Here is a 15,738-nt window from a genome sequence, read left to right on the forward strand (position 1 = left end):
GTGCGGGATTACTTGACATAATGGTGGGTCGTGCGGGATTCGAACCTGCGACCAATTGATTAAAAGTCAACTGCTCTACCAACTGAGCTAACGACCCATTATGTGTACTACTAATGACAATTCAGTGCCTGTCGTGCGGGATTACTCGTCCTGCGGACTCGCCCTTCGGGTCAACGCTAAAGCGTTGCTGTCTCGCTTCGCTCGAACCTTTAACCAATTGATTAAAAGTCAACTGCTCTACCAACTGAGCTAACGACCCATTATGTATGCTACTAATGACAATTTAGTGCCTGTCGTGCGGGATTACTCGCACTTCGGGTACTTTTTAGTACAAAACAGGAAGAAAAATCTTTGCGCTGATTTCAACTTCTTACATTCAAACCGGCGTGCGGGGAGAATGGTGGGTCGTGCGGGATTCGAACCTGCGACCAATTGATTAAAAGTCAACTGCTCTACCAACTGAGCTAACGACCCGCTGTAATGCGGTACTGCTTAACATAGTGGTGGTCGTGCGGGATTACTCGTCCTGCGGACTCGCCCTTCGGGTCAACGCTACGCGTTGCTGTCTCGCTTCGCTCGGCTCGAACCTTTACGGCTCTCATCCCTACGATTTGATACCCTAACAACTCTGCATAATGGTGGGTCGTGCGGGATTCGAACCTGCGACCAATTGATTAAAAGTCAACTGCTCTACCAACTGAGCTAACGACCCATTATGTGCATTGCTTACTATAATTTCCTGCTGCTTTAACGTTTTACAAGTTGTCTTGGCAACGGCGGCATATATTACTAATTTCTCTTCACAGTGCAACTTAAATTTCTGTTGAAGCGTTTAACTGCTTGTTCTTCGCTCGCCAAAGTCCAGAAATTAGTCAATATGACCAATTCCTGGACTCGAAAATGGCTAAAGAGCAGATAAACGTTTCTGTGCCTGTTTAGCAGCATCAGTATTAGGATATTGCTTGATCACTTGTTGATAAACCGCCTTCGCTTTATCGCTTTGGCCTTTATCCTGCATGATCACCCCAACTTTAAACATCGCTTCTGAACTTTTTGGAGACTTTGGATAATTTTTTACTACAACAGCATAATAATATGCAGCATCGTCTTTCTTACCTTTGTTGTAATACAACTGCCCTAACCAATAGTTGGCATTAGGCTGGTAAGTCGACTTTGGATACTGTTTCACAAAACCTTGGAAAGCAGTGATCGCTTGATCGAATTGCTTTTTCTCAAGAGCCAGAGAAACGGCTGCATTATAATCGCTGTTTTCATCACCAGTACTTGCTGCAGGTGCCGCTGTAGCAGCCGCTGCGCCTGCGGCAGCAGTAGCGGAACTTCCAGCCGCAGAATTATCTGTCGCAGCACCAGTAGCCGCAGAAGCTGAACCCTGCGCCCCCTGACCACCGCTCAGACTCTCCATCTGCTGGTAGATCTGTTTTTGCCGCTCAACAATTTGATTGAGCTGGTACTGATTTTCTTGGATCTGACCGCGTAAACTATCTACATCGCGTTGCGAATCGGATAGCTGTTGCTGAAGTTGAGTTAATAGTTGGCTGTGAGCGTTGGAAATACGCTCAAGTTGAGTGACCCGATCTTCTACCGAGCCGGAGCCGACATTACTGATTGGCGCTTGGGCAGTAGCGGCCCATGGGACCGCTACGCCAACCAGTAACGACAGACCCACTAAGTGACGTCTGAAGTTACTGTTCATGCGATTCTCTTAGTAAACCAGAACTGCACGACGGTTTTTAGCGAACGCTGCTTCGTCATGGCCCAGTACTGCTGGTTTCTCTTTACCGTAAGAAACGATAGAGATCTGGTCAGCCGAAACGCCTTTACCTTGCAGATACATTTTCACAGCATTTGCACGACGCTCGCCCAACGCGATGTTGTATTCTGGCGTACCGCGTTCATCCGCGTGGCCTTCAACAACAACTTTGTAAGATGGGTTGCTACGCAGGAATGCAGCATGTGCATCCAGCATTTGAGCGAAGTCAGAACCGATATCGTATTTATCGAAACCGAAGTAAACGATATTGTTCTTTTGCAGTTCTTGCATCTGAAGACGAGCTTGCTCTTCTGAAGACAAGTTGCTGCCATTTTCTGTACCAGTGCCAGCGCCCATGCCAGATTGGTCATTATTTGCGCTTTTGTTAGAACTACACGCAGCGATTGCCAGAACTGGCAAAGCCAACATTAGCCCTTTTAGCACTTTGTTCAGTTGCATCTCTTTGATCCTTTTATAGTTTGCCATACATACGTATTTACACATGCATCACAGATACGGCGACCAGGCAGGAAATTTGACCTGTCCATCAGTTGCCGGAAGACGCGCTTTGAAACGCCCATCAGTCGAGACCAGCTGTAACACAGCTCCCAGCCCTTGTGTCGAGCTATAGATAACCATGGTGCCGTTAGGCGCGATACTAGGCGTTTCATCCAGGAACGTGTCCGTTAATACTTGAACGGCTCCCGTTTCTAGATCCTGTTTGGCGATGTGTTGTGCCCCACCATTAGAACTAACCAATGCCAGGAACTTACCATCAGGACTCACATCTGCGTTCTGGTTCTGAGAACCTTCCCACGTGATTCGCTGTGGTGCACCACCATTAATATTCACTTTATACACTTGTGGACGACCGCCCTGATCCGAGGTATAGGCCAGATTCTGGCTATCCGGGAACCAGCTTGGTTCAGTGTTATTGCTACGACCATCAGTAACCTGGCTGATTTGACCAGACCCTAAGTCCATAACATACAAGTTCAAACTACCGCTTTTAGATAACGCGAAAGCCAGTTTAGTCCCGTCCGGTGAGAAAGAAGGCGCACCGTTATGACGAGGGAATGAAGCCACTTGTCTGATTGCACCATTAGCCAGCGTCTGAATAACCAGTGCTGACTTACCACTCTCGAAAGTGACATAAGCAATTTTGCTACCATCTGAAGACCAGGCTGGTGACATCAAAGGTTCTGGCGAACGGTGAACGACAAACTGGTTGTAGCCGTCGTAATCAGAAACCCGCAATTCGTGTGGGAATTTGCCGCCGTTGGTTTGCACAACATAAGCAATACGGGTACGGAAAGCACCTTTAATCCCAGTCAGCTTCTCAAATACTTCATCACTGGCAGTATGCGCTGAATAACGTAACCATTGTTTAGTTACTTTATACTGATTTTGCGCTAAAACGCTACCGGCTGCACCAGAAGTATCGACTAACTGGTAAGAAACCACATAGCTACCATCAGCACTCGGTTGAACCTGACCAACAACAACAGCATCAATACCCAACGCAGTCCAGGCTGCTGGCGTTACTTCTGCCGCAGTTGAAGGCTGTTGTGGCATGCGAGCCGCATCAATTGGGTTAAATTTGCCGCTGTTACGTAAATCTGCGCCAACAATAGCACCGATCTCTTCAGGTGGTGTACCCGGCCCCATCCATTTAAACGGAACAACACCAATTGGACGAGCAGAGTCTACCCCTTGGGTAATCTCAATTCGAACTTCTGCATGTAACACAGAAGCCCACAAAACTAAAAAGCCTAGCGCAACTCGAAATGCCTGCTTCATCTTATCTCCCTTATCCGAGCGGGATGCCCGCGATAATTAGCAGAATTTTAACAAACCAACGCAAACAAAACTACATAATCCACGGTTGATCAACAAAGTTATACCCCTGTTAATCAACCTTTATTGAGGTTTAAATACAAGCGGAGCATTCTTAAACACTTCATAAACGTCCGAGCTTGGAGGCTTAGGAATCTTCGCTTGTTTTGCAGCAGCGATAGCAGCCTGGCACAGTGCCGGGTCACCCCCTTCTGCTTTAACATCAATTAATAGACCATCTGGTGCTAATTTAATTCGCAGATCACAGGTACGGCCTTTGTAAAGATCTGCATCATAAAATTTACTCTGGATCGCGGCGGTTATCTGGCCCAAATAGCCACTAACATCACCCGCTGATGCCCCGCTCTTCTTGCCACCACCTTTACCCGCAGCAGCAGCGCCCGCGCCGGCCCCACTTTTCGGTGCATTTTTGGAGTTAGCTAAACCACCAAATAAATCATCAACATCGGTTGTTGCCGCCGCTTCTGCAGCCGCTTTTTTCTTGGCATCAGCAGCAGCGGTTTTTTTAGCCTCTGCGGCCGCTTTTTTCTCAGCATCAGCCGCAGCTTTCTTCTCAGCGGCGGCAGTTGCTGCTTTCTCGGCAGCATCAGCCGCTTTCTTCGCCTCAGCATCAGCTTGTTTCTTCGCTGCTGCTGCTACAGCCGCCTCTTTTTTGGCTTCGGCTTCTGCTTTTTTCTGCGCGTCAGCTTGTGCTTTCACGATTTTATCAGCTTCTGCTTTTGCTTGTGCGGCTGCGGCCTCTGCCTGTTTCTGCTCTTCTTTCGCTTTTGCAGCAGCGGCAGCAGCAACTTTCTGTTGCTCAGCGGCCTCTTTTTGCTGCTCAGCGGCTTGTTTTTTCTGTTCTTCAGCCGCCTGCTTGGCATCTTCTTGCGCTTGCAGACGCTCTTTTTCCAATTCTTTCAGCCGTTGTTGCTCAGCAGCCTGCTTTTGCTGCAATTCTTCTGCTTGCTGATCGGCTTTTTTCTGGCGCTGTTGTTCTGCGCGTTTAGCGTCAGTCTGCTGTTGCTGCTGACGGTTATACTGTTCTGTTACTGCGCCCGGATCGACCATGACGGCGTCAATAACTTCGCCGCCAGCACCGCCGCCGCCCATTTCAGTCTTCTGCGTCAGAGAGCCCCAAATCAACAGGGCAATCAATATGATGTGCAGAACCACCGACACGATAACGGCGCGATTCAGCTTATCATTTTGCTCGGTTGCCTTACCCACGCTCGATTTCCACACTCGATGTCCGCATCTATTGCTAAAAAACGGAACTGCTAAAAACAAGGTATCTACTGGCTGGAGTGACTCTCAATCCAACCAATATCAACGCAAATTTATATCGGTTGAGTCATTAAGCCCACCGACGTCACACCCGCCTGATGCAGCATATTCAGAGCCTTGATAATTTCATCATAAGGCACCTCTTTAGCACCACCTATCAGGAACACAGTTTTCGGATTCGATTTCAATCTGGCCTGAGCCTCTGCCACAACTTGTTCTGAAGGCAGTTGCTCCATCCGCTGGTGATCTACCACCAACGAGTATTGCCCCACCCCTGACACTTCCACAATCACTGGTGGATTATCATCACTTGAGACGGTTTTTGAGTCCGTCGCGTCGGGCAAGTCCACCTCAACGCTTTGCGTAATGATCGGCGCGGTCGCCATAAAGATCAGCAATAGCACCAGCAACACGTCCAGTAAGGGAACAATGTTAATTTCAGACTTAAGCTCGCGACGTTTACGACCACGTACTCGCGCCATACAACCCCCTACTTATTTGCTCTCGGCGCTGGCAAAAGCCTGACGATGCAGAATAGCAATGAACTCTTCCATGAAGTTGTCATAGTTTTGTTCAAGTTTATTCACGCGCTGGTTCAGGCGGTTATAGGCCATAACAGCAGGGATCGCAGCGAACAGACCGATCGCGGTAGCAATCAGTGCTTCGGCAATACCTGGTGCGACCATTTGTAACGTCGCCTGCTTTACTGCACCCAGAGAAATAAAGGCATGCATAATCCCCCATACTGTACCAAACAGGCCAATATACGGGCTGATGGAACCAACAGTACCGAGGAATGGAATATGAGTTTCCAGAGCTTCTAATTCACGGTTCATTGAGATGCGCATCGCACGGGAGGCACCGTCAATCACCGCCTCTGGTGCATGGCTGTTTGCGCGATGTAAACGGGCAAACTCTTTAAATCCAGAATGGAAGATCTGCTCGGAGCCCCCGAGAGTCTCGCGACGAGCCTGGCTTTCCTGATACAAGCGAGACAGCTCAATACCGGACCAAAACTTATCTTCAAAGGCTTCTGCATCGCGGGTGGCAGCATTCAGAATACGCGTTCGTTGAATGATGATCGCCCATGAAGCAATAGAAAAGCCCATTAATACCAGCATGATAAGCTTAACGAATAGGCTTGCCTGCAGGAATAAATCCAGAATGTTCATGTCAGCCACTACTTAAACTCCGCGACAATAGACTTAGGAAGCGCTCTTGGCTTCATTTGGTGTGGATCGATACATGCGATCAATACTTCTGCACTACTCAGAAGATTGCCATGTGTGTCGAGAATTCGTTGAGCAAACGTGAGAGAAGCCCCACGCATTGCGGTAATTTCACTCTGTACTTCCAGCATATCATCAAGACGTGCCGGTGCCAGGTATTCTACCGTCATGCGGCGGACAGCGAAAGCGACATGCTCACTGAGCAATTGCTGCTGGTGAAAATTGCGTTGGCGCAACATTTCAGTGCGCGCCCTTTCATAAAAGGCAACGTAGCGTGCGTGGTATACCACGCCGCCAGCATCGGTGTCTTCAAAATAGACACGTACCGGCCATCGAAACAACGTATTACTCACTCTACTTCCCAGTAATGCAGTTAACGGACACACTATACTGAAGAGCGCTAAGCTTTGGAATCACTTGAGGGAATAGAACGAAAATAATTATGGGCCGAATGGCCCATAAGGATAGATTGTGTTCAGATTAGACGAAACGTGTACAGATTAGACAAAAAAGTAGAATAATCCCGCGCACAAGATCACAATTGCGGGAAGTGGTGAGAAAAAAGCACGCAACCATATCCGCTTAGGGCGAAAACCTACCCCATGAATCACACCGGTACAAACCGCCCACACGATAAACACCTCTTGCCAGACCTCAAGTGAACTGGTTGCCGCCGCAAAACGCGAAGGGTCCCAAAACACACAGAATGCCACAGCAAACGCGAGCACCAGTGAAAGGGCCCTGAACGGGCCCTTATCCAGTAAATCGTATAACTTATCAGACAACATCATCATTGCCATTATTAGCGGCTTTCGCTGCTGCATTGGCTTCACTCTGCTCCAGCGCCAGAGCAGTAATGATACCAAAGGAGCAGGCCAGAAGTGTCCCTAGAATCCAGGCAAAATACCACATGCTTTATGCTCCTTAGTACAGTGAGTGCTTATTGTTTTCGATAAAGTCTTTATCAATGCGCCCGAACATCTTGTAGTAACACCAACTGGTGTACAGCAGGATGATAGGAACAAAGATTATCGCAACAACGGTCATCACTTTCAGCGTCAACAGGCTAGAGGTGGCATCCCACATTGTCAGACTGACATTTGGTACCGTGCTTGATGGCATAACGAACGGGAACATAGTTACCCCTGCAGTCAGAATCACACAGGCAATAGTCAGTGATGAGAACAGGAAGGCCCAAGCCCCTTTTTCAAAGCGCGACAGCAAAATGGTGAACAGTGGCAGAATAACCCCAAGAGCAGGCAGCGCCCACAGGCTTGGGTACTTATTGAAGTTAATCAACCATGCACCCGCCTGATGTGCAACTTCTTTGCGCATCGGGTTAGATTCAGCCGCCGTATCCAAAGCTGAGGTTATAACGAAGCCATCAATACCTTTAACTAACCAGATACCGGCCAACAGGAAGGCCACACTCATCACCAACGCAGAGATCTGAGCCGCAGTACGGGAGCGCAGATGCAACTCACCACGGGTACGCATTTGCAGGTAAGTAGCACCTTGCGTTACCAGCATGGTCAAGCTGACAACACCCGCCAGTAACCCAAACGGATTCAGCAACTGGAAGAAGTTACCGGTGTAGAACAGGCGCATGTAGCTATCCATGTGGAACGGTACCCCTTGCAGCAAGTTACCGAATGCCACACCGAAGACTACCGCTGGCACGAAGCTACCAGCAAAAATGCCCCAGTCCCACATATTGCGCCAACGGTTATCTTCCACCTTAGAACGGTAATCAAAACCGACCGGACGGAAGAATAACGCAGCCAATACCAGAATCATCGCAATATAGAAGCCGGAGAATGCGGCTGCATACACCATTGGCCAGGCAGCAAACAGCGCCCCACCCGCAGTGATCAACCAAACCTGATTACCATCCCAGTGAGGGGCAATCGAGTTAATCATAATACGACGTTCTGTATCATTCTTACCGATGATACGCAGCAGGATACCGACACCCATATCGAAACCATCGGTTACTGCGAACCCAATCAGCAGCACACCGATCAGCAGCCACCAGATAAATCGTAATACTTCATAATCAAACATAAGTGGACTCCTGTTTACCGTGCTTCCTGCACTGGGGCAGTCGGCTGTTCAAAATGATAGCGGCCCGTTTTCAGGCTACTTGGCCCAAGGCGCGCGAATTTGAACATCAGGTACATTTCTGCCACCAGGAACAGCGTGTACAGACCACAGATCAACCCCATGGAGAATAGAATATCCCCAGCGGTGACTGACGAGTTTGCAATTGCTGTCGGCAGCACTTCACCGATAGCCCATGGCTGACGACCATATTCCGCCACAAACCAACCTGCTTCTACTGCAATCCACGGCAACGGAATACCAAACAATGCTGCGCGCAGTAACCATTTTTTCTCACCAATCCGGCCACGAACTACGTTATAGAAGGACAGACCGATAATCAGCAACATCAGGAAGCCACAGGCAACCATGATGCGGAAAGCGAAATACAGTGGCAGAACACGTGGGATTGAGTCTTTAGCCGCCAACTGAATTTGTTCTTCAGTCGCATCGGTAACGTTTTGGGTATAACGCTTCAGTAACAGACCGTAGCCCAGATCTTGTTTCGCCTTACTAAAGGCTTCACGCACCTCAGGGTCAGTGTTACCCGAACGTAATTTTTCTAGCAGACTGTAAGCATGAATACCATTACGGATACGGACTTCATGCTGAGACATCAAATCACGCAAGCCGATAACCGGTGTATCCAATGAACGGGTCGCTATTATCCCCAAGGCAAATGGAATCTGAACCGCAAATCGGTTCTCCATGGTTTCTTGATTCGGGATAGCAAACAGCGTAAAGGCTGCCGGAGGCGGTTGGGTTTCCCATTCAGCTTCAATTGCAGCCAATTTGGTTTTCTGCACATCGCCCATTTCGTAACCAGATTCATCACCCAGCACGATAACCGACAATACGGCAGCCAAGCCAAAGCTCGCCGCAATGGCAAAGGAACGCTTGGCAAACGGAATATCACGGCCTTTCAACAGATAGTAAGAACTGATACCCAGCACAAACATCGCGCCAGTCACATACCCTGCCGCTACAGTGTGAACGAATTTCACCTGTGCAACCGGGTTGAGAACCAGTTCAGAGAAGCTCAGCATTTCCATACGCATAGTTTCAAAGTTGAAATCAGATGCAATCGGGTTTTGCATCCAACCGTTGGCAACCAAGATCCACAACGCAGAGAAGTTAGAGCCTAATGCAACCAGCCAGGTTACAGCCAAATGCTGATGTTTACTCAGGCGATCCCATCCGAAGAAGAACAGACCGACGAAAGTAGACTCCAGGAAGAACGCCATCAAACCTTCAATTGCCAGAGGGGCACCGAAGATATCACCGACGTAATGTGAGAAATATGACCAGTTAGTCCCGAACTGGAACTCCATAGTCAAACCAGTAGCAACCCCCAGAGCAAAGTTAATAGCAAATAACTTGCCCCAGAATTTGGTCATATCTTTATAGATTTGTTTACCAGACAGCACATAAACCGATTCCATAATTGCCAACATAAACGCCATACCCAGCGTTAGTGGGACAAATAAGAAATGGTACATTGCCGTTAAGGCAAACTGTAACCGTGACAGTTCGACAATATCAAACATCTTGACTCCTTGCTCCTCGCAGGAAGACTCCGACTTGCGGCAACCGAGCCTCCGCTAACTAAATTGGAAGCCCTGAAATTACCCCGCAGTGAATGCCCAAAAAAACACAACAAAAATAACAATATCAACTACCCAGTATTACACCGCGGTAATAGTACGCTTCTAATCCCACACAATAAATAGGATTTTACGTGACCCAGCGTTGAGTTCTGGATACAGGTCAACAAACAGGCCATTTGCCCATCCCGCCGTAGTTTGATCTAGAACAATTTAAGCTCATATGAACATTATTGCTATATTCAAAACTTGATTTAGAACAATTAATTCTTTTTCATGTTAATTAAAAGTTTGATTGTTTTTATATAACCCCAATCTGTTAATGAAATGTAATTTTATGGTTTCTCTAATGCTTTATTACTGCGTTATTATGCGATCCAGATTAACGTTTAAATTTATTACACTCAGAGAGAGTTAAATCACAATTCCGAGTTTTATATAAATATATTAGTCTAACTTGAGGGAAGCGTTCGCAAGTGTTGCCATTTTGTTGCATGATGAAATGCTATTTCTTGATAAAATATTGAATCCTCTACAATGAAAAAAATAGCGCTCACCACATTACTCTGTGTCAGTACCACTTCCATCGCCGCGCAACAAGTTGATATCACTATTTTAGGCACCTCTGATTTACATGGTACTTTTGTGCCGTGGGACTATGCCAGTGACAGTGAAAACTTAGCCGGTAGCCTGAGCCAGATAGCCACGAAAGTGCAAAAAATACGGGCTGAACAGCCGAATGTGATTCTGGTCGATGCCGGTGATACCCTTCAGGGCAACTTTGTTGAAACCTTTAAAAATGAGCCGATCAGCCCGATGATTCTCGGCTTCAATGCCTTAAAATATGATGCCTGGGTGATGGGCAACCACGAATTTGATTTTGGCCTGAAAGCCCTTTCCACTTCACTAAAACAATTTGATGGCACGGCACTGGCGGGGAATATCTTCTGGGATTCAGGTAAACCTTACCTCCCCTCTTATAAAATCATCGAACGTCAGGGGGTGAAAATCGGCATTATTGGCATGGATACCCCAATGACTGCGGAGTTTGCACAAGGCACCGACCGTATCAATGGCATTCATTTCACCGATCCAGTACAAGAAGTGAAAAAGGTTATTCAGCAAATCCAGCCACAAGTAGATGCCATCGTGCTGGTTGCCCATATGGGAGTCGATAATGAGAATCAGCGCCCTGGCACCGGGGTTGGCGATATCGCCAAGGCCAATCCAGAGCTGGCAGCCATTGTCGCAGGTCATATGCATGTGAAGATTGATAAAGCAGTGGTTAACGGTGTCATTATAACTGAACCAGATAAGTATGGCCGCGCGCTCTCCCGCATTGATCTGAAATTTGAGCAGCGTGAGGGTAAATATCATCTGGTGGATAAAGACAGCTATACCTACCCGATCAAGGGAATCGAGTCTGATAAAAAGCTGGAAGCGATTTACCAGCCTTATCATGATATTTTGCGCGCCAATGCTAATCGGGTGATTGCAACCTTGAGCGGCAGTAATCTGGTACCGGCCGATGAGATTAAAGGTATTCCTCAGGTTCATATTCAGGATACCGGTATCAGCGCGTTGTATCAGGAGGCGGCACATTATTATGCTCCTCAGGCGCAGGTTATTGCCTTACAGATTGATAACGACCATCCTAAACTGGATGTCGGTGATATCACCGCTAAAGACATTGCATTTAACTATCAATATGCCGGCGGTGAAATCACCGTTTATGCTCTGACCGGTAAAGCGTTAAAACAGTACATGGAGTGGTCGGCTGATTACTTTAATCAGGTTAAAGCGGGTGATGTCACCTACAGTTTTAATCCACAACGTCGCGCTTCAAAATATTCGACCAATGACTTCTTCGATGGTGTGACCTACACCATCGATTTGCGTAAACCAGCAGGTTCGCGCATCACCGACCTACGCCTCAATGACGGCACACCTGTTACCGATAGCACTCCTATTCATCTGGGAATGAACAGTTACCGGATGGGGCATTTGACGCAAAAAGGTGGCGCATTGGAAGGACAGAAATTCCAAGTGTTATCAGACAGTAAAGCACAATACGGTGAGGAAGACGGCACAATACGTAATCTGACCATTCGCTATTTGACTGATATTAAGGCCGGGAAGTATGAGGGTAAAGTTCAGCAGCGCTGGCATTTAATCGGGTTGGAAGGTTTTGACAAACAGCAGAAGATTGTCAAACAGTTGATTAATAGTGGCAAAATTGCAGTACCAGCAACAGCAGATGGTCGCTACACCAATATTGCGTCAATTAACGTCAAAGATAAGTTGTTTAAGGATAGAGCCAGTTATGATGCTGCATTGGCTACGTTGCAGCAACAAACTACCAGTGCCAGCACTGAGCAGGCTAAGCAACAAGCGCAAACAGATATTATCTTAATCACCGCCCTGAATACGTTCTGATTAGCCACAAAAAAGGCCACCGCAAGGTGGCCTCTATCTTGAGTTAGTTATCAAACTAACATCGTATCTAATGGCTTACTGCGGTAACACGGCTTTAACGGCATTGCCGATTTCAGCCAGGCTACGGACTGTTTTCACACCGGCAGCTTCCAGCGCCGCGAACTTATCATCCGCAGTTCCTTTACCACCCGCAATGATGGCGCCTGCGTGGCCCATACGCTTACCTTTTGGTGCAGTTACACCGGCGATGTAACCCACAACAGGTTTGGTCACGTGATCTTTAATATAAGCAGCGGCTTCTTCTTCAGCGTTACCACCAATTTCACCGATCATCACAATAACTTCAGTCTGCGGGTCTTCCTGGAACAACTTCAGAATATCAATGAAGTTAGAACCTGGGATCGGGTCGCCACCGATGCCAACACAAGTGGACTGACCGAAACCGATATCCGTGGTTTGTTTTACCGCTTCATAGGTCAAAGTACCGGAACGAGAAACAATACCCACTTTGCCCGGTAAATGAATGTGGCCCGGCATGATGCCAATCTTACATTCACCTGGGGTGATAACACCTGGGCAGTTCGGACCGATCATCCGTGCATCAGACTGTTCTAATCTGACTTTTACTACCAGCATATCCAGTGTTGGGATGCCTTCAGTAATACAGATGATCAGTTTGATACCGGCATCAATAGCTTCCAGAATGGAGTCTTTACAGAACGGCGCTGGCACGTAGATAACAGATGCCGTAGCACCGGTAGTTTCTACTGCTTCACGTACGGTATTGAATACTGGCAGGCCCAGATGCTGGGTGCCGCCTTTACCTGGCGTTACGCCGCCAACCATTTTTGTACCATAGGCAATAGCTTGTTCGGAGTGGAAAGTCCCTTGGCTACCGGTAAAACCCTGGCAAATAACTTTGGTGTTTTTATCAATTAAAATAGACATTATTTAGCCCCCACTGCCGCTACAACTTGCTGAGCCGCATCTGTCAGGCTGGTCGCAGCAATGATATTCAAACCGCTGTCTGCCAATTTTTTGGCACCCAGTTCAGCGTTATTTCCTTCCAGACGAACCACCACTGGCACGTTTACGCCCACTTCTTCAACCGCACCAATGATGCCGTCAGCGATCAGGTCACAGCGCACAATGCCGCCGAAAATGTTAACCAGAACCGCTTTCACTTTGTCATCAGACAGAATGATTTTGAATGCTTCAGTCACACGCTCTTTGGTTGCACCACCGCCAACATCGAGGAAGTTAGCCGGTTCACCACCGTGAAGTTTCACGATGTCCATGGTTCCCATTGCCAAACCGGCACCGTTAACCATGCAACCAATGTTGCCATCCAACGCCACGTAGTTCAGTTCCCACTGCGCCGCATCAGCTTCACGTTTATCTTCCTGCGACTTATCACGCATTTCACGCAGTTCTGGTTGACGGAACAAGGCGTTACCATCAGCACCCAGCTTGCCATCCAGACAGATCAGATCGCCCTGTTTGGTAATCACCAGCGGGTTGATCTCAACCATCGCCAAGTCACGTTCCAAGAACAATGTTGCCAGGCCCATAAAGATCTTGGTGAACTGAGTGACTTGCTTACCGGTCAGGCCCAGTTTAAAGGCTAACTCGCGGCCCTGATAAGGCTGCGGCCCCGTCAACGGATCCAATGCGATTTTGTGGATCAGTTCAGGCGTTTCTTCGGCAACTTTCTCAATTTCAACACCGCCTTCAGTGGATGCCATAAACACCACGCGACGGGAGCTACGGTCAATAACCGCGCCCAGATACAGCTCTTTATCGATATCAGTCGCAGCTTCAACCAGAATTTGGTGAACCGGCTGACCGTGGGCATCTGTCTGGTAGGTCACCAAGTTTTTACCCAACCACTGTTCAGCGAAAGCACGAATATCTTCTTTGCTGTTAACCAGTTTCACGCCGCCCGCTTTACCGCGACCACCCGCATGCACCTGACATTTAACCACCCACGGGCCAGCACCGATTTTAGATGCGGCTTCTTCTGCTTCACGCGGTGTAGTACAAGCGTAGCCAGTTGGCGCTGGCATGCCATACCGAGCAAACAGTTGTTTTGCCTGATATTCGTGTAAATTCATGATGTTCTATCCATATAAGGTCTGAGATGGGCCGAAGCCTACTAGGTAGCCTGATTGCACGGAGGCAGGTTAATCAACACCTTGCAATCAGACTGACCTTGTCATTTATCTTTTTTATACGTCGAGCAGTAAGCGAGCTGGATCTTCCAGCATCTCTTTCACCGTCACCAGATAACCCACGGACTCGCGGCCATCAATCAAACGGTGATCGTAGGACAGTGCCAAATACATCATTGGCAGAATCACTACCTGACCATTTACCGCCATTGGCCGGTCTTTGATAGCATGCATACCAAGGATCGCGCTTTGTGGTGGGTTAATGATCGGAGTCGACATCAGGGAGCCGAATACGCCGCCATTGGTAATAGTGAAATTACCGCCAGTCAGCTCTTCTACTTTCAGTTTGCCGTCACGGCCTTTTACAGCCAGTTCTTTGATTTTCTTCTCGATATCAGCCATACCCAGTGTATCTACATCACGCAACACTGGCGTCACCAGACCGCGCGGGGTAGAAACCGCAATACTGACATCAAAGTAGTTGTGATAGACCACATCTTCGCCATCAATAGAAGCATTCACTTCAGGATAACGTTTCAAAGCTTCAACTACCGCTTTGATATAGAAGGACATAAAGCCAAGACGAACACCGTGGCGCTTCTCGAAAGCTTCACCGTACTGCTTACGCAGGTCCATGATCGGCTTCATATTGATTTCGTTAAACGTGGTCAGCATTGCTGTACTGTTTTTCGCTTCCAACAAACGCTCAGCAACACGTTTACGCAAGCGGGTCATAGGTACGCGTTTTTCGCTACGGCTAGCCAGTGCCGCAGGTGCGGCGGCGGCTACTTTGGTCTCAGCCACTGCCGGTGCCGTTTTACGGTTTGCCAAATGACTATCGACATCTTCACGGGTAATACGGCCACCCACGCCGCTGCCTTTAATGGCAGTAGCATCAAGGTCATGTTCTGCAATCAGACGGCGAATTGCCGGGCTGAGAGTATCGTTACTCTCTTCTTCCAGGCTAGCGGTCTGGCGCTGCGCCGGAGTGGACTCAGTGCTTTGACTTTTTTCTTCCGTCGGCTTACCTGAACTGTCACTTGGACGAATACGGCCCAGTACCTGACGTGAGGTCACAGTCGCGCCTTCGTCTTCCAAAATGGCGTCTAAAATACCGTCCTGACTGGCCGGAACTTCCAGAATCACTTTGTCCGTTTCAATCTCAACCAGCACTTCATCGCGTTTAACGCTGTCGCCCGGTTTCTTGTGCCAAGTTGCTACAGAGCCATCAGCGACAGACTCAGGGAGGTCAGGAACATTAATATCTACGCTACTCATTCTCTATCCTTTATATGTTAACCGGC

General features: G+C 48.1%; 15 protein-coding genes, 4 tRNA genes and 1 other RNA gene. 1 reads left to right on the plus strand and 19 read right to left on the minus strand.

The features are described from left to right. Positions 1-21: 21 nt before the first annotated feature. From V1955_RS15190 to cydA, 16 genes are all read right to left on the minus strand, one after another. A tRNA-Lys gene (locus V1955_RS15190) sits at positions 22-97 on the minus strand. A 69-nt stretch (positions 98-166) separates the two neighbouring features. Then, positions 167-259, minus strand: a tRNA-Lys gene (locus V1955_RS15195). Between the two features lie 139 nt (positions 260-398). Beyond that, a tRNA-Lys gene (locus V1955_RS15200) sits at positions 399-474 on the minus strand. Between the two features lie 24 nt (positions 475-498). Then, a non-coding RNA gene (locus V1955_RS15205) (RtT sRNA) lies at positions 499-624 on the minus strand. 12 nt (positions 625-636) lie between these two features. Continuing rightward, positions 637-712: transfer RNA gene (locus tag V1955_RS15210), tRNA-Lys, on the minus strand. A 192-nt stretch (positions 713-904) separates the two neighbouring features. After that, complete coding sequence (gene cpoB / locus V1955_RS15215) at positions 905-1,714, minus strand: cell division protein CpoB (protein ID WP_083159578.1); 810 nt, start codon at positions 1,712-1,714, stop codon at positions 905-907. A 9-nt stretch (positions 1,715-1,723) separates the two neighbouring features. Then, on the minus strand, positions 1,724-2,230 hold the full coding sequence (gene pal, locus V1955_RS15220) for a peptidoglycan-associated lipoprotein Pal (protein ID WP_004393299.1): 507 nt from the start codon (positions 2,228-2,230) through the stop codon (positions 1,724-1,726). Positions 2,231-2,278: 48 nt separating this feature from the next. Continuing rightward, positions 2,279-3,571: a Tol-Pal system beta propeller repeat protein TolB gene (gene tolB, locus V1955_RS15225; RefSeq protein WP_083159580.1), complete on the minus strand. Its 1,293-nt coding sequence runs from the start codon at positions 3,569-3,571 to the stop codon at positions 2,279-2,281. A 120-nt stretch (positions 3,572-3,691) separates the two neighbouring features. Next, positions 3,692-4,837: a cell envelope integrity protein TolA gene (tolA, locus tag V1955_RS15230; protein WP_193784696.1), complete on the minus strand. Its 1,146-nt coding sequence runs from the start codon at positions 4,835-4,837 to the stop codon at positions 3,692-3,694. A 110-nt stretch (positions 4,838-4,947) separates the two neighbouring features. Then, positions 4,948-5,376 (minus strand): colicin uptake protein TolR, encoded by a 429-nt coding sequence (gene tolR, locus V1955_RS15235; protein WP_083159585.1) that lies wholly within the window; start codon positions 5,374-5,376, stop codon positions 4,948-4,950. A 12-nt stretch (positions 5,377-5,388) separates the two neighbouring features. Next, entirely contained in the window at positions 5,389-6,075 is a 687-nt protein-coding gene (gene tolQ / locus V1955_RS15240; RefSeq protein WP_005188971.1) for a Tol-Pal system protein TolQ, read from the minus strand. After that, the gene (gene ybgC, locus V1955_RS15245) at positions 6,075-6,476 is read right to left on the minus strand and encodes a tol-pal system-associated acyl-CoA thioesterase (RefSeq protein ID WP_032907060.1); all 402 of its coding nucleotides are present in this window, start codon (positions 6,474-6,476) and stop codon (positions 6,075-6,077) included. The genes tolQ and ybgC overlap by 1 nt, the downstream gene beginning before the upstream one ends. 147 nt (positions 6,477-6,623) lie before the next feature. Further along, positions 6,624-6,911 carry a cyd operon protein YbgE gene (ybgE, locus tag V1955_RS15250; RefSeq protein ID WP_193784831.1) on the minus strand — a complete coding sequence of 96 codons (288 nt, stop codon included), beginning with the start codon at positions 6,909-6,911 and terminating at the stop codon, positions 6,624-6,626. Further along, a complete protein-coding gene (gene cydX / locus V1955_RS15255) occupies positions 6,901-7,035 on the minus strand; it encodes a cytochrome bd-I oxidase subunit CydX (RefSeq protein ID WP_025383069.1) in 135 nt (44 codons plus the stop codon). Before cydX ends, ybgE begins: the two co-directional genes overlap by 11 nt. A gap of 12 nt (positions 7,036-7,047) precedes the next feature. Then, positions 7,048-8,187, minus strand: a complete 1,140-nt coding sequence (gene cydB / locus V1955_RS15260) for a cytochrome d ubiquinol oxidase subunit II (RefSeq protein ID WP_083159589.1) — start codon at positions 8,185-8,187, stop codon at positions 7,048-7,050. A gap of 14 nt (positions 8,188-8,201) precedes the next feature. Further along, positions 8,202-9,770, minus strand: a complete 1,569-nt coding sequence (cydA, locus tag V1955_RS15265) for a cytochrome ubiquinol oxidase subunit I (protein ID WP_083159591.1) — start codon at positions 9,768-9,770, stop codon at positions 8,202-8,204. Positions 9,771-10,364: 594 nt separating this feature from the next. On the opposite strand from cydA, the gene V1955_RS15270 reads away from it, so the two are divergent. Next, entirely contained in the window at positions 10,365-12,263 is a 1,899-nt protein-coding gene (locus tag V1955_RS15270; protein WP_420072738.1) for a bifunctional metallophosphatase/5'-nucleotidase, read from the plus strand. Positions 12,264-12,338: 75 nt separating this feature from the next. On the opposite strand, the gene sucD is transcribed toward V1955_RS15270, so the two are convergent. The 3 genes from sucD to odhB form a co-directional block, all read right to left on the minus strand. Then, the gene (sucD, locus tag V1955_RS15275; protein WP_083159595.1) at positions 12,339-13,211 is read right to left on the minus strand and encodes a succinate--CoA ligase subunit alpha; all 873 of its coding nucleotides are present in this window, start codon (positions 13,209-13,211) and stop codon (positions 12,339-12,341) included. Further along, positions 13,211-14,377 carry an ADP-forming succinate--CoA ligase subunit beta gene (gene sucC, locus V1955_RS15280; RefSeq protein WP_005188956.1) on the minus strand — a complete coding sequence of 389 codons (1,167 nt, stop codon included), beginning with the start codon at positions 14,375-14,377 and terminating at the stop codon, positions 13,211-13,213. The genes sucD and sucC overlap by 1 nt, the downstream gene beginning before the upstream one ends. Positions 14,378-14,491: 114 nt before the next feature. Next, the gene (gene odhB, locus V1955_RS15285; RefSeq protein ID WP_083159597.1) at positions 14,492-15,712 is read right to left on the minus strand and encodes a 2-oxoglutarate dehydrogenase complex dihydrolipoyllysine-residue succinyltransferase; all 1,221 of its coding nucleotides are present in this window, start codon (positions 15,710-15,712) and stop codon (positions 14,492-14,494) included. Positions 15,713-15,738 lie beyond the last annotated feature (26 nt).

Source organism: Yersinia sp. 2545 StPb PI, assembly GCF_052217125.1.
Lineage (GTDB): Bacteria > Pseudomonadota > Gammaproteobacteria > Enterobacterales > Enterobacteriaceae > Yersinia > Yersinia enterocolitica_E.